Consider the following 23,831-nt stretch of genomic DNA (forward strand, 5'->3'; position numbering starts at 1 on the left):
AACTTATGTCAGGTAAAACCCTTTATGACAAGTTGTGGGATAGCCACCTTGTTCAGCAACGAGACGACGGCAGTGCATTGATTTACATCGATTTGCAGTTGCTTCATGAAGTGACATCACCGCAAGCCTTTGAAGGCCTTAGATTGGCTGGTCGTAAGCCTTGGCGTGTGTCGTCCAGTTTAGCGACACCAGACCATAACGTTCCAACGACCAAGAAAGAGCGTATTTCTGGTGTGGATGGGATTGAAGACCCAGTGTCCAAAATTCAAGTTATTACACTGGATGATAATTGCAATGAGTTCGGCATCACAGAATTCAATATGAAAGACATTCGCCAAGGAATCGTGCACGTTGTTGGGCCAGAGCAGGGTGCAACGCTTCCAGGTATGACGGTGGTGTGTGGAGATTCTCACACATCGACACATGGTGCCTTTGGTGCATTGGCACATGGTATCGGTACGTCAGAAGTGGAGCATGTATTAGCGACCCAGTGCTTAGTACAAAAGAAAAGCCGTAACATGTTGGTGCGTGTTGATGGTGAATTGTCACCATGGGTATCTGCCAAAGACGTTGTGTTAGCCATCATTGGTGCGATAGGGACCGCTGGTGGAACGGGATTTGCGATTGAATTTGGTGGTACAGGTATTCAATCTTTGTCTATGGAAGGCCGGATGACGGTCTGCAACATGGCGATTGAAGCGGGTGCTCGCGTTGGTTTGATTGCTGTTGATGATACGACGATTGAATATGTAAAAGGTCGTCCTTATGCGCCAAAAGGCGAGCATTGGGATATGGCGGTAGAAGCTTGGAAAGACCTTGTTTCTGATAAAGACGCACAATTTGACGAAGTGGTTGTGTTAAAAGCGGAAGACATTAAGCCACAAGTCACTTGGGGAACGTCGCCAGAAATGGTGATTGCGATTGATGAGCCTATTCCTCGTCCTGAAGATCAAAAAGATCCGGTGAAAAAAGAAGGTTACGCACGTGCGTGGAAATACATGGGCCTTGAAGGTAAAACCATGTTGTCCGATGTGACGCTAGACCGTGTTTTTATTGGCTCTTGTACGAATTCACGTATTGAAGATTTGCGCATTGCTGCGCAAGTGGTGAAAGGTCGTAAAGTGGCGTCGACGCTTAAGCAAGCGATTGTGGTTCCTGGTTCTGGTTTGGTAAAAGCCCAAGCGGAAAAAGAAGGCTTACACGAAATTTTTGAGGCGGCTGGGTTAGAATGGCGTGAGCCAGGTTGCTCTATGTGTTTGGCGATGAACGCTGACAAATTAGGGGCAGGTGAACATTGTGCGTCTACCTCAAACCGTAATTTTGAAGGTCGTCAAGGCTTTGGCGGTCGCACGCATTTAGTTAGCCCTGCGATGGCGGCGGCGGCGGCGATTGCGGGTCACTTTGTTGATGTTAATGAGTTTGTTAAACACTAGGAGAAAGAGCATGCGTCCTTTTACTAAACACACAGGTTTAGCCGCTCCTTTGGACTTGGCAAACGTTGATACAGACATGATTATTCCAAAACAGTTCTTGAAATCCATCAAGCGTACTGGCTTTGGTAAGAATTTATTTGATGAACTTCGTTACGAAGACGAAGGTCAGCCAGATCAAGAATGTGATGGCCGTCCGTTGCGCAATGATTTTGTACTCAACCAAGATCGTTATAAAGGCGCGAGTGTGTTGCTGGCGCGTCAAAATTTTGGTTGTGGATCCAGTCGTGAGCACGCACCTTGGGCCCTAGATGATTACGGTTTCCGTTCTATTATTGCGCCAAGTTTTGCCGATATTTTCTACAACAACTGTTTTAAAAATGGCTTGTTGCCTATCGTTCTACAAGCAGACGAAGTGGATCAATTATTCGCTGAAGTGGCGTTGCGTCAAGGTGCGCAAATTACGATAGATCTTGAAAATCAAACGGTTACTTCACCTTCGGGCGCGACGTTTGAATTTAATGTTGATCATTTCCGCAAGCATTGTCTATTAAATGGTTTAGACGATATTGGTTTGACGCTGCAGCAAGATGCCGCTATCCAGCGTTATGAAGAAAAACGAATGAAAGATGCGCCTTGGCTTTTCTTGCCACGCGGTCAATAAATAAAAGACTGAGCTTTTAAGGGTTTAAAATGACTAAAAATGTATTGGTATTGCCGGGTGACGGTATTGGTCCTGAAATCGTAGCGCAAGCAGTACGAGTGTTGGATGCGGTTAACGAGCGGTTTTCCCTGAACATTCAACATGAAAGTGCCTTGGTTGGTGGTGCTGCTTATGATGAGACTGGGTCTCCTTTACCCGAAACCACGTTAGCAAAAGCGAAAGCGGCCGATGCCATTTTGCTTGGCGCAGTGGGTGGTCCTAAGTGGGATAAATTGGATATGTCGGTTCGCCCTGAAAAAGGCTTGCTTGGACTGCGTTCCAATCTTGACCTGTTTTCGAATCTTCGTCCTGCTATTTTGTACCCACAGTTGGCGGATGCCTCTAGCTTGAAACCAGAAATCGTTGCTGGCTTGGATATTCTGATTGTTCGTGAATTAACAGGCGGTATCTACTTTGGTCAGCCACGTGGTATTCGTACATTAGAAAATGGCGAACGCGAAGGCTTCAATACCTACGTTTATAACGAGTCAGAAATTCGCCGCATTGGCCGATCTGCTTTTGAAGCCGCTCGTCAACGAGGCAAACGTGTGTGCTCTATTGATAAATCCAACGTGCTAGAAGTGACCGTGCTCTGGAAAGAAGTCATGGAAGAAGTGGCGAAAGAGTATCCTGATGTCCAATTGAGCCATATGCTAGTTGATAATGCTGCGATGCAGCTTGTTCGTGCCCCAAAACAGTTTGATGTAATGGTTACTGGCAATATGTTTGGTGATATCCTTTCTGATGCTGCTGCTATGTTGACAGGTTCTATTGGTATGTTACCTTCTGCATCACTCAATGCGGAAGGTCGTGGTATGTATGAGCCATGTCACGGCTCTGCGCCTGATATTGCCGGTAAAGGAATTGCGAACCCATTGGCGACGATTTTGTCTGTTGCTATGATGTTGCGTTATTCTTTAGACGCAAAAGACGCGGCGGATGCCATTGAAGCGGCGGTGAGTAACGTTCTAGACTTGGGTCTAAGAACGGCAGATATAGCATCAAAAGGATGCGAAACAGTTAGTACGCAAGCCATGGGCGATGCGGTTCTAGCTGCATTAAAAGCTTAATATCACAGTGATATTGGGCATTCATTAGGGATACTGCTCTTGGTATGAGCGGCCCCACAAAAAAAGGTAACGTTAACCATGTCAAAACACACTGTAGGTTTAGTCGGATGGCGCGGAATGGTCGGTTCCGTGTTGATGCAACGTATGATGGAAGAAAAAGACTTTGATCATATTGATCCGGTTTTTTTCACCACGTCACAAACGGGGCAAAAAGGTCCAGAAATTGGTAAAGATATTCCATTGCTTCAAGATGCGAATGATATTGAATCGTTGAAAAAAATGGACATTATTATTACCTGTCAAGGCGGGGATTATACCAAGGCTATTTACCCTCAGTTGCGTAATGCGGGTTGGAAGGGGTACTGGATTGACGCCGCGTCTTCTTTGCGTATGGAAAAAGACGCTATTATCGTGCTTGATCCTGTTAACTTAAATGTTATCAAGCAAGGTTTGTCTAACGGCGTAAAAACCTTTGTAGGTGGTAATTGCACCGTGAGTTTGATGTTGTTGGCACTGGGTGGTCTATTTGAAAAAGGCCATATCGAGTGGATGACGTCGATGACTTATCAGGCCGCCTCTGGTGGTGGTGCACGCCACATGCGTGAGCTGATCAATCAAATGGGCATGCTGCAGAATTCTGTTGCCGCTGAGCTTGCTGATCCTGCCAGTGCTATTTTAGAGATCGACCGCAAAGTTGCTGAGCAAATGCGCTCGAATACGATGCCTGTTGATCAGTTTGGTGTGCCGCTAGCGGGTTCTTTGATTCCTTATATTGATTCACAACTGGATAATGGTCAAAGCCGTGAAGAATGGAAAGCGCAAGCCGAGGCCAATAAGATTTTGGGCAATACTGGTTCTATTATTCCAGTGGATGGTTTGTGTGTCCGTATTGGTGCGATGCGTTGTCATAGCCAAGCTTTCACCATCAAGTTGAACAAAGATATTCCAGTTGCGGATATCGAAGGCATACTTGCTCAGCATAACGATTGGGTGAGTGTCGTGCCTAACGATAAGCAAGCAACGATGGAACGTTTAACGCCAACAGCCGCCACGGGAACATTGAGTATTCCAGTTGGCCGTATTCGTAAATTGAATATGGGGCCTGAGTATATCAGCGCTTTCTCTGTTGGTGACCAATTGCTATGGGGCGCTGCAGAGCCATTACGTCGTATGTTGCGAATTTTGTTAAACCACTAATCTAATTAGTGTTTGATAGTTGAAAAAAGCGTCAGTCTATCGACTGGCGTTTTTTTTTGCTTGCTAGGTGAGGCGTGGCGTGTTGATATGGGGAATAGATTGTATTGCTTTGTGGCAGTAGTTGGCGGCATTGATGTAAAGCAGAATGGGAGGTGGAGTGTTGTCTCGATTGCCTAAATGGGTTGAGTATGGCGCGTTTTTACTTGCTTTTGTTGCTGGTAGCGTCAATGCTGTTGCTTTATTAGGGTTCCATCATCAGGCCGTGTCTCACTTGTCAGGAACGGCAACACTGATCGGCAGTGTGCTGTTTACCCAATCGTCAGGTACCTTGTTGCATTTGACCGGAATTCTACTAAGTTTTGTTATGGGGTCGGCGATTTCTGGCTATATGCTGACGGGTCGGTCATTAAAGCTTGGTCGTTTTTATGATGTTTTACTGGTCTTGGAGGCTTTGTTTTTATTGGTCGCGATGTGTTTATTGCTGAATGGTCACACATCGGGCCACTATCTTGCTTCAGCGGCTTGTGGCTTACAGAATGCCTTGGCGACCACTTACAGTGGCGCGGTTGTGCGCACGACGCACCTTACCGGTATATTTACTGATTTGGGGATTATGCTAGGAGAGCGTCTTCAAGGCAAAGCACTGGATCGACGCAAAGCATGTTTGTTTGTCATTATCGTATTGGGTTTTATCTGTGGCGGTGCCATAGGATCATGGTTGTTTTTGCAGCTTGGATTCTGGGCTTTATCCATACCGGCGGTTGTCTGTTTGCTACTGGCGGCTCTCTATCGTTTTGTGGCAGCGGCATCCTAAGATAAGGCTATGGAGCTTTTTTTGTGTTTTGAGATGTCACTATTGTGATTCATCAGCTATGGTTAATTGAGTAGACCTGTAAGAGTGTCAAAGCGAAATATTTGCAGTAAAGTGTGTTGAAAGGTTTGCTAGATTTTTTGAGTTATGATATTGATATATAAAGTTTTTTGAATAAGGGGAGGGTATTTTTTGTAAATATTTTGCTTTATTCATGATCTTGAGCAAGTATTTACATTCTCGGCATTGAAATTAAACGAATTCATCCATAGATTATAGAAAGGGCACAGAGGAGAGCAGAAAGTAAGTTAATAAAAACCTGATTACAACAGAAGGAAATTCTCTATGTATACATTGAATATCAGCGGTCACCACGTCCAATCTGGTGAAGAAGTTCAAGAAGTAGTAAAAGAAAAAATGGATCACTTGTCGCGTATCAATAATCAGATTACCACGATTAATGTGACCTTAAATACAGAGAAGCATGGGACTCATGAATTAATAGTAGAAGCCAGTGTGCATATTCCTGGTCATGATCTCTTTGCCATGGTTCAAACGGAAAAACAACTTAAACCTGCCCTTGATATGTTAGTCAGTAAGTTAGAAAAACAGCTGATTAAACACAAAGCTAAGCCTAAAAATGCTGGTCGACAGCACCATATTAATGCCAAAGACGTAGAGAGCCCTATTGAGCGCCAGTTGCAAGCCGAATTTGATGAGCTTGTAGAGCGAGAAGTCATTTAGAGAGTCTAACTTTTAGGATAAAGCCTCGCTTGTAGCGGGGCTTTTTTATGCCTGTTAAAAAATAGCATCATTCCATTGTTCTTTTTGACATTGTATTTTCCTACATGAGCTGGTTAATAAGACAAGAGAGACTCAATAAAATGCAGTGCAAAAAAAAGCGACACCTGACGGGGTGTCGCTTTTTTATGTTACACGTTACTTAATCTGTGATGATTAAATATTAGTAGCAGGAATAAACTCTACTGGTGCCATTGTCATGGCATCTAGTGGTGGCGCGAAGTCTGTTAGGTGAATTCCATCAACGGCTGCTTTGTATTCCTCTAGCGTTGGGAAGCGTCCCAATATTGTAGAAAGTACAACAACAGGGGTAGAGCCTAGTAAAGACTCACCTTTCTTCTCGTTCGAGTCTGCTACAACACGACCTTGGAACAATCGAGTCGAAGTTGCAATAACCGTATCACCAGGCTCAGCTTTCTCTTGGTTGCCCATGCATAAGTTACAACCAGGGCGCTCCAAGTAAAGGATGTTTTCGTACTTAGTACGTGCTTGACCTTTAGGATTGCTGTCGTCAAATTCGAAACCAGCGTATTTCTTAAGGATTTCCCAGTCGCCTTCCGCTTTTAACTCATCAACGATGTTATACGTTGGTGGTGCAACAACAAGTGGCGCTTTGAATGTTACGCTGCCATTTTGTTTTTCGATGTTGCGTAACATCTGAGCGATGATTTGCATGTCACCTTTGTGAACCATGCAAGAGCCAACGAAGCCTAAATCAACCGGTTTATCTTTGTAGAAAGAAACTTGGCGAATGACGTCATGTGTATAGCGCTTAGAAACATCATCGTTATTGACATCTGGATCGGCAATCATCGGTTCGATGATTTCGTCAAGATCAACAATAACTTCAGCATAATATTTAGCGTTATTGTCTGGTACAAGAGCAGGTTGTTCGCCTGACTTGATGCCTGCAATGCGCTTATTAGCAAGATCGATTAGATGATGAAGCGTTTTGGCTTCATTTTCCATGCCTTTGTCTATCATGATCTGGATGCGTTTTTTAGCCAGTTCTAAAGATTGGATTAGTGTGTCGTCTTTAGAAATACAGATAGAAGCTTTCGCTTTCATCTCGGCAGTCCAGTCAGTAAAGGTGAAGGCTTGGTCAGCCATCAATGTACCAATGTGTACTTCAATGACGCGGCCTTGGAAAACGTTTTCACCGCCAAACTGTTTAAGCATTTGAGCTTGTGTAGCGTGTACGATGTCACGGAAATCCATGTAGCTCTTCATTGTGCCTTTAAAGGTCACTTTGACAGATTCAGGGATTGGCATAGTTGCCTCGCCTGTTGCTAGAGCCAATGCAACGGTTCCAGAGTCTGCGCCAAACGCAACGCCTTTAGACATACGAGTATGAGAGTCACCACCAATGATGATGGCTGTATCATCAACAGTAATGTCGTTCAATACTTTATGGATTACGTCTGTCATTGGAGGGTAGACGCCTTTTGGGTCACGACCAGTGATTAATCCAAATTTATGCATGAAAGACATAAGTTTAGGGATGTTTGCTTGCGCTTTTGAATCCCAAACAGATGCTGTGTGACAGCCTGATTGGTAGGCCCCATCAACACTTGGAGAGATAACGGTTGCCGCCATAGACTCCAGTTCTTGAGCTGTCATTAGGCCAGTTGTATCCTGAGAGCCTACGATGTTTACTTTGACGCGAACATCTGAGCCAGCATGAAGGGCTTTCTTCGATTTTACGCCTACTGCGTTTTTATTGAAGATTTTCTCAACGGCTGTCATGCCTTGATTGTCTTTCGATATTTCTTTTGCTGGAGCGTAAACGGTGGGTGCTGTGATGCCCAACGTTTCTGCTGCAAATGTTTGCAGTTTCTTGCCGAATACAACCGCGTAAGAGCTGCCTGCTTTCATGAACTCAACTTGTTGAGGCGTAAAAGCGGAAGAGACATCGACTAATACTTTATCGCCGTTGTAGAGTTTCTTTTCTTTGGTGTTGATGGTTAATACTGTGCCTGTCTCAACGGAATAAGCTTGCTCGAGAATGGCATCGCCATTTGCATCAAGTACAGGTTTGCCATTGGCATCCAGTTTTTTCACCCAGTTTTTAAGATCTAAACCAATACCGCCTGTTACGCCTACTGTTGTCATGAAAATAGGAGAGATACCGTTTGTGCCGGCAACGATAGGGGCAAAGTTAACAAATGGAATGTATGGGCTTGCTTGTTGACCTGCCCATAGTGCAACGTTGTTCACACCAGACATACGTGATGAACCAACACCCATTGTGCCTTTTTCAGCAATAAGCATTACTTTAGCATTTGGATGCTTAACTTGTAGGGCTTTGATTTCTTGCTGTGCTTGAGGTGTGATCATGCACTTGCCGTGAAGTTCACGGTCAGAGCGAGAGTGAGCTTGGTTGCCTGGGGATAGTAAATCTGTCGAAATGTCCCCTTCAGCGGCAATGTAAGTCACTACTTCAATTTTTTCACTGATGTCGGGCAGCTTAGTGAAAAATTCTGCTTGCGCGTAGCTTTCTAGAATGTCTTTAGCAATTGTGTTGCCTGCTTTGTAAGCAGAAGCAATACGTTCCATGTCGGCTTCGTACAGGAATACTTGTGTTTTCAATACGTCTGCAGCAGGTGCTGCGACAGTCACGTCAGCTGACAAGGCAAGATCGATCAATACTTTAACAGAAGGGCCGCCTTTCATGTGAGAAAGTAGCTCTAGAGCAAATTCAGGTGTGATTTCTTTTACGCTGCATTCGCCTAAAATAATCTCTTTTAGGAATTGTGCTTTAACAACCGCTGCGCTTGTGGTGCCAGGCAGGGTGTTGTAAATAAAGAAGGAGAGTGATTCTTTGCGGTGCTCATGTTTTTCATCTTTGATTTGAGCAATGATTTCAGCCAGTAAATCGCCGCCATCAATCGGTTTAGGATGCAATCCTTGGCCTTTGCGATTCTCTATTTCTTGTAAGTACTCTAAATATAAGCTCATTTGCACCTCTGAATAATAATTGACGATAATGTTATGTGCTAATAATGGAATTTAGGCTAACTGTATTCGCTCTAAAGAAAATAGTCCGTCCAACCTTATTATGTCATTCCCTTGTTTAGCTTTTTTTACACAGATCGTTTTGGCATTAAGGGGACAGATACAAAATTGTATCTCAAACACGTTTTTTGACATGTCCACAATATGTTTTTGGCATATTGATTCCCTTGGGTTTTCATCTTCGACTTTATTCGTCGCACATTAGAAAACGTTGATTTGCTTTGAGATATCAAGCAAACCCCGTTTTCTAGCATTTTTTGATGTACTTATTTTATAGAAAAAAAGACCTAAAGACTTACTCTGCGCCATAACAATTTCGAATAGGTGACATTTAGCGGAATTATTCTGATTTAGCCAAACCATTCGATTGCTGAATAATCCGTACGACCCTAAATCCCCAGTTGCTGGCTTTGAGTGTTGGCTCAGCTCGATAGCGAGTGGCGCTTCTGCCGACTCTTGGGATGTCAAACCAAGATCCACCACGCAAAACTCTGCTGTCACACTGGTCTGATAACCACACTTGGTTTTTGCTCGGTGCGCCTTCATAAGAGTCGTGATAGCAATCTTCTACCCACTCCGCTACGTTACCATGCATATCAAACAAGCCTAGTGGATTACTCGCCTGACTGCCAACAGGGGCAGTGGAAACGCCATCCCATTGACTCCCACAACTATCACATACACTGTAGCCTGGTTTGACGTTATTGCCATACCAGAAAGCGGTGCTGGAATCGGCTCTGGCAGAATACTCCCACTCTATTTCCGTGGGCAGACGATATTCTTCATTTGTTTGCTCAGATAACCAGGCTGTGTAGGCTTTTGCGTCGTACCAGCTAACATTGATGACAGGGCGTTGACCACGGCCCCATCCATTATCTGGAGGTAACTCACGCCCTGTTGCTTTTGCGAATCGATCATATTGCTCAAAGGTGACTTCGTATTTACTGATGAAGAAACCATTGGGAATGTCGACTTCATGAACGGGCTTTTCGTTGTCGTCACCTATCTTATTTTGGTCCCCCATCATAAACGTAGCGGGCGGGATTTTTTCTATTTTAGGCGCTGTGCCTCCAGAGATCAGAGGTTCCTCTAGTGTTTGGGGCAATGCCTCAAATGGTGTTTGTATTTCTATTTTTTGTTCGGGTACGGGGATATTAACGATTTCTTCTTGGCGTGGTTCTGGCCACAAAATGACGGCGGCAATCAAACCTGAAGCCAAGGAGCCTCCGGCGATGATCATTGTTTTAGAAGACGTATTACGAATGTAGCGTTTAATAGCGCGTTTTGTGTTTGAGCTGGGACCCGCTTCGGGTTTGTAAAGGTTTGCCCGAAGCATCTGAATGACTTCAGTCAGTGACTTTGGTCTGTGGCGCTCGCTTTCACGGCTCCATTTGAGGAGGCGGCTCCAGGTCGCATCACTGAGATTTGGATGTGTGTCAGGCAGACTCGTTGCAAAATCTTTATCAAGAATAGATTCCCCTAATAAGGCCGCCATCAGCAGTTTCATAAAAGCAAAGCTATCCGAATTGGGGGCGCGCTTTTGTTCTTTCTTTGAGTATTCGGGAGGAAAAAGGCGCTTATCCATCTCGCTTTCTTCAATGCGCTTCATCCAATTGTGGCTACCAAACCCTGTCATTATGCCCAAACCGTTGACAACATGGATTGAGTTCAAATCTAGATGGCCGTGAAAAAGCCCATTTTTATGGACCTGGTCCAACGCTTTTGCCATATTGTCAAATAAACCAATGACAACATTAAGCGGGGCGCCATCGGGGTATTTGCCTAAAAAGCTGTACAGGTTTTCGCCACCGCAAACAGCAGAACAGGAAAATACCCACAAATTCGAATAGAAGGGCGGATAATTAGGGGTGATAGCAGGGTGTTTTACGCTGGCATACTTCCTCGCATTTTGTAAAAAATCCTCTATTTTGCCCTTTTTGGGCTGAAAAAAACGAAGCACAAACGGGCGTCCGCCCTGGTCGGCAACCCAAGTGGTTTTTGTACTATCGACTGGATAATTTAGAACGTACGGGTCGAGCTCGACGCCAACATGTTGTCCAATCTTTAGTTTTTGGGGGTCATAAAAATCATTCATTACGAATTTGATATCCAAATCAAGACGTTGCTGCCTAAGTGTTTAATACAGAGTATAATCACGTTTTTTAACACAAAAAGGTAGAGTAATGTTATCTGCATACCCAGAGCTTGTTGAATTTCTTCCATGCAAATCTCCTGAAGCATGGGTGAATTGGGCGATAGAGAATCAAACCTTATTATTAAATGATCATGCTCATTGTGAAAAAAAGGCCGCCTCAACAGCCATGAGCTTAATGTATCGTTATGTGGATCGCGATAATTTGCTGCATAAAATGTCTCGTTTGGCTCGGGAAGAGCTATTGCATTTCGAGCAGGTACACAAATTGATGCGTAAAAGAGGCATTGCTTATGAGCATTTAACCGCATCACGCTATGCCGACGGGATGCGAAAGCATATTCGAACTCACGAGCCTGCTCGTTTAGTGGATACTTTGATTATTGGGGCATTTGTTGAGGCGCGTTCTTGTGAGCGTTTTGCCATATTAGCACCGCATCTAGATGAAGAGTTGTCTAAGTTTTATATTTCATTGCTCAAATCGGAAGCGCGTCACTTCGAAGACTACCTTGAGCTGGCGCAAGAGTATGCGAATGAATCAATTGATGAGCGTGTGGCTTTTTTTCGTGAGTTGGAGCGACAGTTGATCAATGAACCTGATGTTGAATTTCGTGTTCACAGCGGGCCGCCAAGCATTAATTAAGTTACAAATTGCCACAATCTATTTCCCTTGCTTAATGGAGAGTTTCTAAGAGGCTGCTACACTGATATTTGAGGTCTTTCTATTGTTGTTCTAAAAAGACCTCATCGTATGACTTGATACGCTGGAGAAAGATGATGGGCATACATAAGAGCGAAACCCTCCCAGATGTGACGTACTGGCTTGCCTTAGAAATTGCAAAAGTAGATCCTGTTGTTGATTTGGATGTTATGTATAAAGGGTCTTTAGAGTTGGATTTTTTATATCAGCTGCTAACCTGCAAGGTGCAACAGCATTGGTGGCAAGCTTACGGCATTCAATTAAGTCCGGTTATCGTCAATAATGCCTTTTTTCGGGCAGTAGCCATGTTGCATAACCGGAATGTTGAGTTTAGTCGGTCTCGTAATGCGGAGGAAACTGTTTGGGTTAGGCAGTTGTTAAAACGCTGAGTAAGCGTTGATGTCACAGCTAAGTGTTGCCTTTGGCTATGATTTCTGAGAAAAACGCCCCAGCCAAGGTGAAGGCTAGGGCTGTCCTTGTTGCTGTTTTCTAATCACTCGTTAGAAGCAAAGGTTTGCTTGGTGTATTTCTTTTAATGAAGATAATCCATTTTGCAAAAAATCTTCTACTGACGCGTTATATTGACGGTAAACATCGTTTTGGATGCTTGCCAGCCAAATAGCTTTGTCCCAGTCTCCCAGTACACAACGTAAATAATCATCTGCTTTATGGATGTCTGGACGATGTGTGTGTCCATGAATAACCGTTTGGCATTGATGATGTGCCAAAGAAGACTTTACCGCATTGGCAGTAACGTCCATGATGTCCATGGATTTTTCTGTTGCCATGGATTTACTGTCATTACGCAGTTGGGCTGCGAGTGCAATACGCTGTTCTAATGGCATGGCTAAGATGTGTTCTTGCCAAGGTTTAGATCGTACTGTTTTTCTAAAGGCTTGGTATTCTGTATCGTCTAAGCAATATTCGTCACCATGGGTTAGGAGGATAGAACATTGGTCTAGAGAAAGTTGTGTTTGTTCTTGTAGAAAGGTCGCGTTGACACGAGTCAGCCAATCTTGCCCAATTAAGAAGTCTCTATTGCCATGTAAAAAATACAGTGTGATACCAGCTTGTGTGAGCTTTACCAGTGCATTTTCTATTTGATTGTTCCAATCGGACTGGAAGTCATCACCGATCCAAGCTTCATAGAAATCCCCTAAAATATAAAGTTCAGCGGTTTCTTGGCGAGCAATTAAGGAATTTGTCATTTGGACAAACGCCCGGATAAGATCCGGACGATTGTCGCTTAAATGCAGATCAGATATAAAATAACGAATCATTAGCCTTCGCTTTTTACCAGTTCTGCACTTTCGATGATAACGTCTTCAGCAGGAACGTCTTGGTGTCCTGATTTCATCGTCGTTTTCACTTCTTTGATCTTGTTTACGACATCCATTCCGGCCGTTACTTTACCGAATACTGCATAGCCCCAGCCGTCTGGCGTCTTGCTGCGGTGATTTAGGAAGCTGTTGTCTGCTACGTTGATGAAAAACTGTGCTGAAGCAGAGTGTGGATCCATTGTGCGAGCCATCGCCAATGTGCCGATTTCATTTTTGAGGCCGTTATCCGCTTCGTTTTCAATCGCGGTGCGAGATTGTTTTTGTGTCATGCCGGGTTCAAAGCCGCCACCTTGAACCATGAAGCCGTTGATCACACGGTGGAAAATAACGCCATTGTAAAAGCCTGATGTCACGTAGTCTTCGAAGTTTTTCGCAGATTTTGGCGCTTTTTCGTAATCCAGTTCAACGTGAATGTCACCGTGATTTGTGTGTAGAATGATCATTTAAGATTCCTTGTTTAATTAATAGTAAAGTGTCGTTTATCTAATCAATGTTGAGCATTTTATGTGTTTGTAAGCTCAGACGCCACCTTGGATGCGATAAACAATAGTGCAAAGTGGCTTGTTGGGTGTCTATAAGTGGAATTTGATCGGCTGTTAAGTGACTTTGATCCATTGGTTGTAAGTAAAAATGCGAAAAATCCAATGTTTCAAATAACTCTGGCGAGATATGTGACTGCGGATACACCAACTTGAGCTCATCTCCTTTGGTGACTATCAAAGGCTTGGCGGTTTTTGGGCTAACACATATCCAATCAATCCCTTGAGGTAATGCCATTGTGCCATTTGTTTCAATTGCGATGGTATAACCGTGTCGCTTCATCTCAGCAATCAGCTCGGTATCCAGTTGAAGCGCGGGTTCACCGCCCGTAAAAACAACGTATTTATGTCCTTGGTTTTCAGGCCAAAGAGCATCGATATGGGAGCGTAATTGTTCGGCGGTGTTAAATTTTCCGCCATGCTGCCCGTCTGTACCAATAAAATCGGTGTCACAGAATTGGCATTCGGATTTTGCGCGCGTTTTTTCAAGACCAGACCATAGATTGCAGCCGGTGAAACGACAAAATAGAGCAGGGCGTCCAGCATGCGCACCTTCGCCTTGTAACGAATAAAAGGCTTCTTTAATAGAATACATTTGGTTATACCTATTACATACTGACAAGCAGCATCTCGAAAAACAGTCGAGGTAAGGGTGATAACTTTAGTTGATAATTTAATCGCCAAACTGGGAATTTGTGGAACAAAAACCAATCGGCACTAAAACAAACACACTAAAATCAGGAATAATTCTTTGTCTAGCTTCTTGTTTAAGCTTCGTAGTCCAGAGGATCTGTTTGGCATTGTTCTGCAAACGCTTCTAAACGTTCGTAGCAAGCACCACATTTGCCACAAGATTTTTCCCGTCCATTATAACATGTCCATGTATTGGCATAGTTAAGATTCATAGCCAATCCGGCTTTTAAAATCTCGCCTTTCGATGAATGCAAAAACGGTGTGACGATTTCCACCGATTGATAGTTGGCTATTTTAGATACCGCGTTCATGGCTTCCACAAATTCTGGACGGCAATCAGGGTAGATATGATGATCGCCAGAGTGCGCACCGTAATAGACTTTGCTTGCTTCTAATGAAACGGCATAGGCAATTGCCATAGAGAGCAGAACCATATTGCGATTGGGTACGACAGTAGACTTCATGTTGTCGTCTTGATAATGGCCTTCTGGAATGTGTGCATCGCCAGTGAGCGATGAGTTGGCCATTAAGCTGTTAATGGCGGTGATGTCGACCACTTTATGAGAAACGCCCAGTTCCTTGCAGACACGTGCTGCCACTTCTAATTCTTTGCTGTGCTTTTGTCCGTAGTTAAAGGATAAAGCATAAACATCCAGTCCGTTATCAATGGCTGTGTTCAGAACGGTAAATGAATCCATTCCTCCTGAATACACAACGACGGCTTTTTCAGACATCTTTTGGTTCCTCGAAATAAGCCTTAATAACCGCGGTGATTAAGGTGAGAGTTGATAAAACGCGGAGTATAGCAGAGGCTTTGGGGGACAAACTAGAAATCTAAGAGGAAACAAGTCAGGTTAACCATGATAGATTTTGTGGCGTTGGCTGGTTTAATGGGGATGATTGCACTACTGATTTTTATGCAGGGTCAAGAATAAGCGGTTGTTTTTGTAAAGCTTGGCTTTTAGGTGTTTCTCTATGACATCAGCGGCATACTGTTTTGGTTGTGTTATGGTCTTTTGTGTCATGAAATGCGGATTTTCCTTATAAAAAAGAGAAAAAGGCCGAAAAGATTTTCCCCTCAATATCCCATGTAAACCTAAATGCTATATACTTGCCGATCAAAGTAACAATATTGTTAGAACAACACTTATCGGGACTTACATCAAACATGTCAGAAACGTCTAAACCAGGTAATTTCATTACCCAAATCATTGATAAAGATAACGAATCAGGCAAGCATGGCGGTAAGGTTCTTACGCGCTTTCCACCTGAGCCAAATGGCTACTTACACATTGGTCATGCGAAATCCATTTGTCTTAACTTTGGCTTAGCGCAGCGTTACAACGGTCAATGCAATCTACGTTTTGATGACACCAACCCTGAAAAGGAAAGTGTTGAATACATAGAATCTATTAAACGCGATGTGGAATGGCTTGGTTTCGAATGGAGTGGTGAGCCCAAGTTTGCCTCTGACTACTTCGACGAGTTATTCGATTTTGCGGTTCAGCTTATTCAGCTTGGTAAGGCTTATGCTTGCGAGCTCAATGCTGAGCAAATGCGCGAATACCGTGGCACGCTGAAAGAGCCAGGCAAGAACAGCCCATTCCGCGATCGTACCGTTGAAGAAAACATGGCTATTTTTATGGACATGAAGAACGGTAAATACAAAGATGGCGACGTGGTTTTACGTGCCAAAATTGATATGGCCAGTCCAAACATCAATATGCGCGATCCGATTATTTATCGTGTTCGTCATGTTCACCATCACCAAACCGGTGATAAATGGTGCGTTTACCCAATGTATGACTTTACACATTGCTTATCTGATGCATTGGAAAATATTACGCATTCTGTTTGTACGCTAGAGTTCCAAGATCATCGTCCATTGTATGATTGGGTGTTGGAAACCTTAAATACGGCTCATCCACAGCAGATTGAATTTGCGCGTCTGAACTTAAATTACACTGTGACGAGTAAGCGTAAACTTAAGCAGCTAGTGGATGAAAAGCACGTTCATGGTTGGGATGATCCTCGTATGCCAACTATCTCGGGCTTGCGCCGTCGTGGTTACACGGCGTTGTCGATCCGCAATTTTTGTGAGCGTATTGGTGTGACTAAGTCTGACGGTATTGTGGACGTTGGTATGCTAGAACACGCTATTCGTGAAGATTTGGATGCGAGTGCGAATCGTGTCATGGTTGTTCTTAATCCTATTAAGGTAACTTTGACTAACTACCCAGCTGACAAAGAAGAAATCTTCACAGTGAGTAATCATCCTAAAAACGAAGAAGCGGGCACGCGTGAAGTGCCGTTCAGCAAAGAGTTGTACATCGATGCAGCGGATTTTGCTGAAGTGCCGCCTCGTAAATGGAAACGTCTAACGCTGGATGGCGCGGTTCGTCTTCGTGGTGGTTACGTCATTACCTGTGATGAAGCAATTAAAAACGAAGCTGGCGACGTTGTTGAGCTGCTATGTCGCTACGATGAAAATACCCTTGGGGTGAATCCGCAAGATTATAAGCCAAATGGTGTGATTCATTGGGTAAGTGCGAAACATGCCGTTGATGCGACGGTGAATCTTTATGATCGTTTGTTCGTGAATGAAGCGCCAGATGCGAATTATGAAGATAAAAGCTTCCTAGACTTCATTAATCCAGATTCTTTGGCTGTGTTGACCAATGCCAAAGTCGAACCCTCTTTGTTGGCGTCTGACAAAGGTCAAGGTTTCCAGTTTGAACGCGAAGGTTACTTCTGTCGCGACTTAAAAGAAGAGGGCATGGTATTTAACCGCACGGTAACGTTACGTGATTCTTGGGCGAAAATTGAAGCAAAAGGAAATTAAGCGCATGTTGAAGATTTACAACACCCTGAGTGGGAAGAAAGAAATTTTCAAACCCATTGTGGAAGGCAAAGTGGGTATGTATGTCTGCGGTAACACTGTGTATGACTTCTGTCACATCGGTCACGCTCGTGCGATGATTTCGTTTGATGTTATTTCGCGTTTTATTCGACATCTTGGTTATGAACTGAATTATGTTCGTAACATTACCGATGTTGACGATAAGATCATCAAGCGCGCGGAAGAAAATAACGAGTCTACACAGTCTTTGACTGAGCGTATGATTGCGGCCCAGCGTGAAGACGAATTGCGTCTCGGTAATAAAATGCCGGATCGTGAGCCAAAAGCGACGGAGTTTATGCAGGAAATTATCGATATGGTGCAAATCCTTATCGATAAAGGGTTTGCTTATCAAGGCACTTCGGGTGACGTTTATTATCGCGCCACCAAATTCAAAGATTACGGTAAATTAAATAATCGTAAGTTAGAGGATATGTTGGCTGGTGCACGTATTGATGTTGAAGTAGCCAAAGAACATCCTGCAGACTTTGTGTTATGGAAGCAAGCAAAGCCCGGTGAGGTATCTTGGTCTTCTCCATGGGGGGAGGGGCGTCCTGGTTGGCATATTGAGTGTTCTGCCATGTCGACGAACTGCCTTGGTAGTCATTTCGATATTCATGGTGGCGGACCGGATCTGAAGTTTCCGCATCATGAAAATGAAATTGCTCAGTCAGAAGCGGCAACAGGTAAAGAGTATGTTAACTACTGGATGCACTGTGGTGCAGTTCGTGTTAACAACGAAAAAATGTCCAAATCTTTGGGTAACTTTTTCACGGTACGTGATGTGTTGGCGAAGTTTAACCCTGAAGTGGTTCGCTATTTGATGGTGTCTAGTCAATATCGCAGTGCCATTGATTATTCTGATCAAAGTTTGCAAGATGCGAAAGTAGCGCTGGAGCGTCTTTACACCGCATTACGTCAACAATCCATTGCCGAATCTTATGAGCCGACCGAGTTTACGGCGCGGTTTGAAGAGGCAATGAAAGACGATTTCAATACGGCCGTCGCGGTATCGGTTTTATTTGAATTGGTTCGAGAGTTGAATAAAGCGAAGGCTGAGGAAACTGGCCGAGCGCCATTGTTGGCGGCAGAGTTGCGTGCTTTGGCAGAACTTCTGGGGTTGTTATACCAAGACCCAGAGTATTTTTTGCAAAATAGTACGGTATCCGACGGCTTGGATGAAGCGAGAATACAGGCTTTGATCGACGAAAGAGCGCAAGCTCGCAAGGATAAAAACTTTGCGCGCAGCGATGAAATTCGTGACGAATTAGCCAGTCAGGGGATTGAGCTTTTAGACAGTCGTGAAGGAACTACGTGGACCAGAAGTTAAGTGAAATTTCGCCAAAGTAGATGAAAAAGAGTCAGCTAAAATAGATAAAAAGGCGATGATATCATCGCCTTTTTATTGCATTGTTGTGTTGAATTAATCTTTCACAACTTTGACGGCCAATACGTCACAGGGTGCGCCATGAAGGACACCGTTGGCGGTCGATCCCAATAAAAGTGCTAGACCATGGCGACCATGACTTCCTACCACGATAAGATCGACTCTTTTTTCTTCGGCAATGCGGTGTATTTCACTTTCTATGCCGCCTTGAGAGATGCAGCTTTCTCGAACAGGAACATCCAATTGGGCTTCTAAGATGGCAATACGTTCTTTAGCGGTTTCTTGTAGCTGGGCTTGAATGTCTGTTATGTCGATTGGTACATCACCGCCGTAGGCATAATTAAGTGATTCAATGACGTGGAGTATGGTCAGTTCAGCGCCCGTTGCTTTACATAAGGCGACGGCTTTATTGGCCACCTTGATACTCTCATCCGTTAGATCAACAGCAAGTAGAATTCTGTTATACATCATAGAACACCTCCAAAAAATTGGCTTGATTAACTTATTTTAGTTGAAAACTAGAGAGACATGAAAATATGACTGCTCTTATTGTTATTTTTATTACGTTATCATTAATGGGCTCTGCATTATGGATTATGCCGCCCAAAAAAGAGCGTCAGCGCATGGCGTTACGCATGCATGCTCGAAAACTTGGCCTTACTGTTCAGCTTACATCAATTGATCTTCCTGACAAGTGGGATAAGACAACCAATCGACAAAAAACAGTCGCTTATTCTTTTTATCGCTTAAAGCCAGTTGTTTCTTTGCCAAAGCAGCTTTTGTTATTGCCATTTGAGGTTTGGAAATATCACCCTGTGGCGGATGGGTGGTGGTCTAGTGAGTTGTTTGAGTTTGATGTGGCGTCCAAAAGCATCTTAGAGCGTTATGGGCGTTTACTCACGGCTATAAAAATCACACCAGAGTACGTCACATTTTATTGGCAAGAGGTTGCAGACCAAGAGTCATTAGACGAACTGGCAAAGCTGCTTTTTTCTCTGGTAGAGTTGAAAAACGTCACCGTATAGTGGCGTAATGACAGCGCTTGCTGATGTTTGACTAGGTCTTTTGATTAGCGTCTAGGTTGTGTAGTAACTCGCTCAGCACTTCCTCTGGGTTGTCGCTGTCTTTTATCGCTTCAAGTTTGGGCGATAAAATCTGTCGAATTCTGTCTGTGACAAAATTTTTTAACGTGTTTTTTTCTGGTCGCTCTGTCGCATCCGATTTAAGATGCGACAGAATGACGCCATAGAGTGTTTGTGCAACACGCATATCACCACTGGCAAAATTTTTATTGGCTTGAACTATTTGGCGATTCAATTGAATCCATAGGTTGAGCCAGCGCAAATATTCGTAACATGCTTGGTAATGGGAGTGGCTGATGCGGCCTTTGCGGCGAAGATAGAGCAGCATTTTGGCCAGTTTGGTTAGGCGTTCTCTGTAATTGGTTTTTTCCTGGAAACTGAATAAATCGGGTTCCGGATTAAACACAAGTGGATCATTGTTACGATTTTCTTCAGCCGTGGCGATGCGGATTTCTATTTTCTCTGGGTCGTCCGAATATTGCAGAAGCTCGCGAAGTGTGTCTAGATAGAAGTCATAAAGCACATCCGTCGCGATGGTGTCTGTGTTAATATCTTTTAAACCGCGGATGTGTTGCTCGGCGCGATCGGCTCGGTTGGAAAGTTGCAGTTGTTTTATGCGCCGTTGTGTAATTTCTTTTTCTTTTTGGTGTGCGCGTGATCCAATGACCACAGACAAAAGCACAATGATGATCAAAAATGCAATTGTTAATATTTGAAGGGTAGCCATGATTGTCCTTAAGCAATGAATTCAGTATGTTAAATAAGAAATACTAAGTTCAGCAAGATTTAATGTGAAACAATACAGGGATCGCTTGTCATATAAAAGGTGTTTGCTTAATATCAGCGCCCCTAGAGATGAAACTTCGTGCAACGTGGATTTGCAGACCTACTTTATTAAAAGGCTTACACAGTTCAATGGGAAAATCACTGGTTATCGTGGAATCGCCGGCTAAGGCGAAAACCATCAACAAATACCTGGGCAACGACTTTATTGTAAAATCGAGTGTAGGACACATTCGAGATTTGCCAACAGGTACAACTGCCACCTCTACGCCTCAAGAACGCGCAAAGCAAGCGGCTTTGACGCGCAAAATGAGTCCAGAAGAAAAACTTGAGTATAAAAGTAGTAAATCACGTCAGCAGTTAATTTCTCGAATGGGTGTGGATCCAGAACACAACTGGAAAGCACACTATGAAATTTTGCCAGGCAAAGAAAAAGTTGTCGATGAATTAAAACGTCTGGCTAAAAATGCTGACACCATCTATCTCGCAACCGACTTGGATAGAGAGGGAGAGGCCATTGCTTGGCATTTGCGCGAAGCCATTGGCGGTGATGACAGTCGTTACAAGCGTGTGGTGTTTAACGAAATTACCAAAAAGGCGATTAAAGCAGCATTCGAAACGCCATCTGAATTGGATATGAACCGCGTTAATGCCCAACAAGCACGTCGTTTCTTAGATCGTGTGGTTGGTTTTATGGTGTCGCCATTGCTTTGGGCGAAGGTGGCAAGAGGTTTGTCTGCTGGTCGCGTACAGTCCGTGGCTGTCCGCCTGATCGTAGAACGTGAAAAAGAGATTCGTGCGTTTGTCCCAGATGAGTTTTGGGAACTCGACGCGATGTTAGCAACGCCTTCGAAAGAGGTGATTAAGTTCGAGGCGGCGAAATATCAAGATAAAGAATATCGTCCTGTTAACAAGGCGCAATCTGACGAGCATGTGGCGCGTTTGAGCGATGCTAAATATCTTGTTAGCAGTCGAGAAGACAAGCCAACCAGCAGTAAACCTTCCGCACCTTTCATTACGTCTACGCTACAGCAAGCGGCCAGCACGCGTTTAGGCTATGGCGTTAAAAAGACCATGATGCTTGCTCAGCGCTTGTATGAAGGCGGTTATATCACCTACATGCGTACTGACTCGACAAACTTGAGTGTCGATGCTGTGGAGGCGCTAAGAGGCTATATACTGTCTAATTTTGGTGAGGCATATTTGCCTGAAGAGCCTATTCGTTACAGCAGCAAAGAAGGTGCGCAAGAGGCCCATGAGGCCATTCGACCTTCTGATGTGACGGTCCGTGTTGATGATTTGCAGGGCATGGAAAAAGACGCGCATCGTTTGTATGACTTAATTCGCAGTCAGTTTATGGCGTGTCAGATGACGCCAGCGGAATATACGTCAACGACTATTACGGTTACCTCTGGAGATTATGAATTTAAGGCCAAAGGACGTATCTTGCGTTTTGATGGTTATACTCGTGCTATGCATACGGTGGCAAAAAAAGGGGAAGACAATATCTTACCTGATGTTGGTCAGGGAGAATATTTGCTCCTTAAAGAGCTGTTGCCTGAGCAACACTTTACCAAACCTGTTGCGCGATTCAGTGAAGCCAGCTTGGTTAAAGAGTTGGAGAAGCGTGGTATTGGTCGACCTTCAACGTACGCTTCTATTATTTCTACTATCCAAGATCGTGGCTATGTGCGAGTAGAAAATCGTCGTTTTTACGCTGAAAAAATGGGCGATATTGTTACTGAGCGTTTGGTTGACAGCTTTAGTTCGTTGATGAATTTTAGTTTTACGGCACAAATGGAAGAGCAACTGGATGATATTGCAGAAGGGCATAAAGATTGGATTAAAACGCTGAATGCATTTTATAAAGATTTTAGCTCTGTATTGGCCAAAGCAGAATCACCTGATAGTGGGATGATGCTGAACGAGCCGACTCCGACTGATATTGAGTGTCCAACTTGTTCTCGTCCTATGCAAATTCGTACCGCCAGTACTGGCGTGTTTATGTCTTGTTCTGGATACGCGCTGCCGCCAAAAGAACGCTGTAAAGCAACAATTAACCTAATACGTGGCGATGAAGCGATTGCCGTGGATGATGAAGAGGCGGAATCAAAGGCTCTTATTAATAAGCATCGCTGTAAAATTTGTGGTTCGGCCATGGACAGTTACTTAATGGACGAGCATCGCAAGTTGCATGTTTGTGGTAATAATCCGGCGTGTTCGGGTTATGAAGTGGAAACGGGTGCATTCAAAATAAAAGGCTATGATGGTCCAACACTGGAATGTGATAAGTGTGGATCAGAAATGCAGCTTAAAACGGGGCGTTTTGGTAAGTATTTTGGGTGCACTAATGAAGCGTGCAAAAATACTCGTAAACTACTGAAGAGTGGTGAAGCCGCGCCGCCGAAGATGGATCCTGTTCCTATGCCAGATCTTGCTTGTCAGAAAGTAGAAGATCATTACGTACTTCGTGATGGCGCAACGGGATTGTTCTTAGCGGCCAGTCAATTTCCACGTAAGCGTGAAACGCGTGCTCCATTGGTAGAAGAGCTGCTTCCTTACATGGATCAAATTGATCCTAAATATCACTTTTTTGCCGATGCGCCAAAAAAAGACCCTGAAGGTCGTCCTGCCATTATTCGTTACAGTCGTAAGACAAAAGAGCAGTATGTGATGACAGAAGAAGAGGGTAAACCAACGGGCTGGAAGGCATTTTACGTTGGCTCTAAATGGGTGATTGAAGAAGGTAAGAAAAAATGAGTGGTGTCACCCTAGCGAGTCTGACGAATCAAAAGCTGGATACGGCAAGACGTTTTATCCAGCAAAGTCAAATCAGTGAAGAGGCATGGCTGAATGTTGGTCTTGAAAGTTCGGCTATTTTTCAATTAAGAAGTGCATTGAATGGTTTGTTAAAAGAAGTGTCGACGGCTTATTCTTTATCGGGTTCTTTGGATGTGGCGAGTTTGCTGAAAGAGGCTGAAAAGAAACAGATCATGGTGCCCGTACTGGCTGAGTTAGCGGATCTATTTTCACGCTCTGAATCTTGGTGTTACCAGTTAAACCAAGCTTACTTAGTGCAGTTTGAGTGTCGAGCTTCCATGTCTTCCTCCGTTCAGAGTGATAATTTGATTGGTCGCGGTAGTGATAACGGAGCGTCTGTGAGTTTATATTTGACCAAGTTGGTCGAGCTGGTTTTGCGTTTTAGAGAAGAGTCATCAGAGTATTGAAT

The 23,831-nt window shown here is 43.9% G+C and carries 21 protein-coding genes; 13 read left to right on the forward strand and 8 right to left on the reverse strand.

Features of this window, described 5'->3' with window-relative positions; translation table 11 throughout:
* Window positions 1-5: 5 nt before the first annotated feature.
* The 6 genes from leuC to hpf all read left to right on the forward strand — a co-directional run bounded on the left by leuC (window position 6) and on the right by hpf (window position 5,955).
* Window positions 6-1,433, forward strand: a complete 1,428-nt coding sequence (leuC, locus tag DKT73_RS02385) for a 3-isopropylmalate dehydratase large subunit (RefSeq protein ID WP_111636979.1) — start codon at window positions 6-8, stop codon at window positions 1,431-1,433.
* 10 nt (window positions 1,434-1,443) lie between these two features.
* The gene (gene leuD / locus DKT73_RS02390; protein WP_111636980.1) at window positions 1,444-2,094 is read left to right on the forward strand and encodes a 3-isopropylmalate dehydratase small subunit; all 651 of its coding nucleotides are present in this window, start codon (window positions 1,444-1,446) and stop codon (window positions 2,092-2,094) included.
* 29 nt (window positions 2,095-2,123) lie between these two features.
* Entirely contained in the window at window positions 2,124-3,203 is a 1,080-nt protein-coding gene (gene leuB / locus DKT73_RS02395; protein ID WP_111636981.1) for a 3-isopropylmalate dehydrogenase, read from the forward strand.
* Between the two features lie 78 nt (window positions 3,204-3,281).
* Window positions 3,282-4,400, forward strand: coding sequence for an aspartate-semialdehyde dehydrogenase (gene asd, locus DKT73_RS02400; RefSeq protein ID WP_111636982.1), 1,119 nt, complete (start codon window positions 3,282-3,284; stop codon window positions 4,398-4,400).
* A gap of 157 nt (window positions 4,401-4,557) precedes the next feature.
* Window positions 4,558-5,214, forward strand: a complete 657-nt coding sequence (locus tag DKT73_RS02405) for a YoaK family protein (RefSeq protein ID WP_111637177.1) — start codon at window positions 4,558-4,560, stop codon at window positions 5,212-5,214.
* 342 nt (window positions 5,215-5,556) lie between these two features.
* Window positions 5,557-5,955, forward strand: a complete 399-nt coding sequence (gene hpf, locus DKT73_RS02410) for a ribosome hibernation-promoting factor, HPF/YfiA family (RefSeq protein ID WP_111607826.1) — start codon at window positions 5,557-5,559, stop codon at window positions 5,953-5,955.
* Window positions 5,956-6,168: 213 nt separating this feature from the next.
* Here the strand turns inward: hpf and DKT73_RS02415 are convergent, their stop codons facing one another.
* Both DKT73_RS02415 and DKT73_RS02420 read right to left on the reverse strand, forming a co-directional pair.
* The gene (locus tag DKT73_RS02415) at window positions 6,169-8,970 is read right to left on the reverse strand and encodes a bifunctional aconitate hydratase 2/2-methylisocitrate dehydratase (protein ID WP_111636983.1); all 2,802 of its coding nucleotides are present in this window, start codon (window positions 8,968-8,970) and stop codon (window positions 6,169-6,171) included.
* A 397-nt stretch (window positions 8,971-9,367) separates the two neighbouring features.
* Window positions 9,368-11,122 carry a formylglycine-generating enzyme family protein gene (locus DKT73_RS02420; protein ID WP_111636984.1) on the reverse strand — a complete coding sequence of 585 codons (1,755 nt, stop codon included), beginning with the start codon at window positions 11,120-11,122 and terminating at the stop codon, window positions 9,368-9,370.
* Between the two features lie 88 nt (window positions 11,123-11,210).
* On the opposite strand from DKT73_RS02420, the gene miaE reads away from it, so the two are divergent.
* Both miaE and DKT73_RS02430 read left to right on the forward strand, forming a co-directional pair.
* Complete coding sequence (gene miaE, locus DKT73_RS02425; protein ID WP_111636985.1) at window positions 11,211-11,822, forward strand: MiaE family protein; 612 nt, start codon at window positions 11,211-11,213, stop codon at window positions 11,820-11,822.
* Window positions 11,823-11,953: 131 nt separating this feature from the next.
* Entirely contained in the window at window positions 11,954-12,268 is a 315-nt protein-coding gene (locus DKT73_RS02430) for a hypothetical protein (RefSeq protein WP_232827761.1), read from the forward strand.
* A gap of 111 nt (window positions 12,269-12,379) precedes the next feature.
* On the opposite strand, the gene DKT73_RS02435 is transcribed toward DKT73_RS02430, so the two are convergent.
* From DKT73_RS02435 to queC, 4 genes are all read right to left on the reverse strand, one after another.
* Window positions 12,380-13,159 carry a UDP-2,3-diacylglucosamine diphosphatase gene (locus DKT73_RS02435; protein ID WP_111636987.1) on the reverse strand — a complete coding sequence of 260 codons (780 nt, stop codon included), beginning with the start codon at window positions 13,157-13,159 and terminating at the stop codon, window positions 12,380-12,382.
* A complete protein-coding gene (locus DKT73_RS02440) occupies window positions 13,159-13,662 on the reverse strand; it encodes a peptidylprolyl isomerase (RefSeq protein ID WP_111636988.1) in 504 nt (167 codons plus the stop codon). The genes DKT73_RS02435 and DKT73_RS02440 overlap by 1 nt, the downstream gene beginning before the upstream one ends.
* Window positions 13,663-13,702: 40 nt before the next feature.
* Window positions 13,703-14,353, reverse strand: coding sequence for a 7-carboxy-7-deazaguanine synthase (gene queE / locus DKT73_RS02445; protein WP_111636989.1), 651 nt, complete (start codon window positions 14,351-14,353; stop codon window positions 13,703-13,705).
* 172 nt (window positions 14,354-14,525) lie between these two features.
* Window positions 14,526-15,185 (reverse strand): 7-cyano-7-deazaguanine synthase QueC, encoded by a 660-nt coding sequence (gene queC, locus DKT73_RS02450; protein ID WP_111636990.1) that lies wholly within the window; start codon window positions 15,183-15,185, stop codon window positions 14,526-14,528.
* A gap of 434 nt (window positions 15,186-15,619) precedes the next feature.
* On the opposite strand from queC, the gene DKT73_RS02455 reads away from it, so the two are divergent.
* The gene (locus tag DKT73_RS02455; RefSeq protein ID WP_111636991.1) at window positions 15,620-17,293 is read left to right on the forward strand and encodes a glutamine--tRNA ligase/YqeY domain fusion protein; all 1,674 of its coding nucleotides are present in this window, start codon (window positions 15,620-15,622) and stop codon (window positions 17,291-17,293) included.
* Between the two features lie 4 nt (window positions 17,294-17,297).
* On the forward strand, window positions 17,298-18,680 hold the full coding sequence (cysS, locus tag DKT73_RS02460) for a cysteine--tRNA ligase (RefSeq protein ID WP_111636992.1): 1,383 nt from the start codon (window positions 17,298-17,300) through the stop codon (window positions 18,678-18,680).
* Window positions 18,681-18,773: 93 nt separating this feature from the next.
* Here the strand turns inward: cysS and DKT73_RS02465 are convergent, their stop codons facing one another.
* Window positions 18,774-19,208, reverse strand: a complete 435-nt coding sequence (locus DKT73_RS02465; RefSeq protein ID WP_111636993.1) for a universal stress protein — start codon at window positions 19,206-19,208, stop codon at window positions 18,774-18,776.
* A gap of 65 nt (window positions 19,209-19,273) precedes the next feature.
* On the opposite strand from DKT73_RS02465, the gene DKT73_RS02470 reads away from it, so the two are divergent.
* Window positions 19,274-19,762, forward strand: coding sequence for a hypothetical protein (locus DKT73_RS02470; protein WP_111636994.1), 489 nt, complete (start codon window positions 19,274-19,276; stop codon window positions 19,760-19,762).
* Between the two features lie 31 nt (window positions 19,763-19,793).
* Here DKT73_RS02470 and DKT73_RS02475 read toward each other — a convergent pair whose 3' ends face one another.
* A complete protein-coding gene (locus DKT73_RS02475; RefSeq protein ID WP_111636995.1) occupies window positions 19,794-20,546 on the reverse strand; it encodes a DNA topoisomerase I in 753 nt (250 codons plus the stop codon).
* Window positions 20,547-20,734: 188 nt separating this feature from the next.
* Here DKT73_RS02475 and topA point away from each other — a divergent pair, with 188 nt between their 5' ends.
* Both topA and DKT73_RS02485 read left to right on the forward strand, forming a co-directional pair.
* A complete protein-coding gene (topA, locus tag DKT73_RS02480) occupies window positions 20,735-23,362 on the forward strand; it encodes a type I DNA topoisomerase (RefSeq protein ID WP_111637178.1) in 2,628 nt (875 codons plus the stop codon).
* Window positions 23,359-23,829, forward strand: a complete 471-nt coding sequence (locus DKT73_RS02485; RefSeq protein ID WP_111636996.1) for a DUF6586 family protein — start codon at window positions 23,359-23,361, stop codon at window positions 23,827-23,829. Before topA ends, DKT73_RS02485 begins: the two co-directional genes overlap by 4 nt.
* Window positions 23,830-23,831: the final 2 nt, after the last annotated feature.

Origin of the sequence: Marinomonas shanghaiensis (assembly GCF_003259175.1) — a bacterium.
Classification (GTDB): Bacteria; Pseudomonadota; Gammaproteobacteria; order Pseudomonadales; family Marinomonadaceae; genus Marinomonas; species Marinomonas shanghaiensis.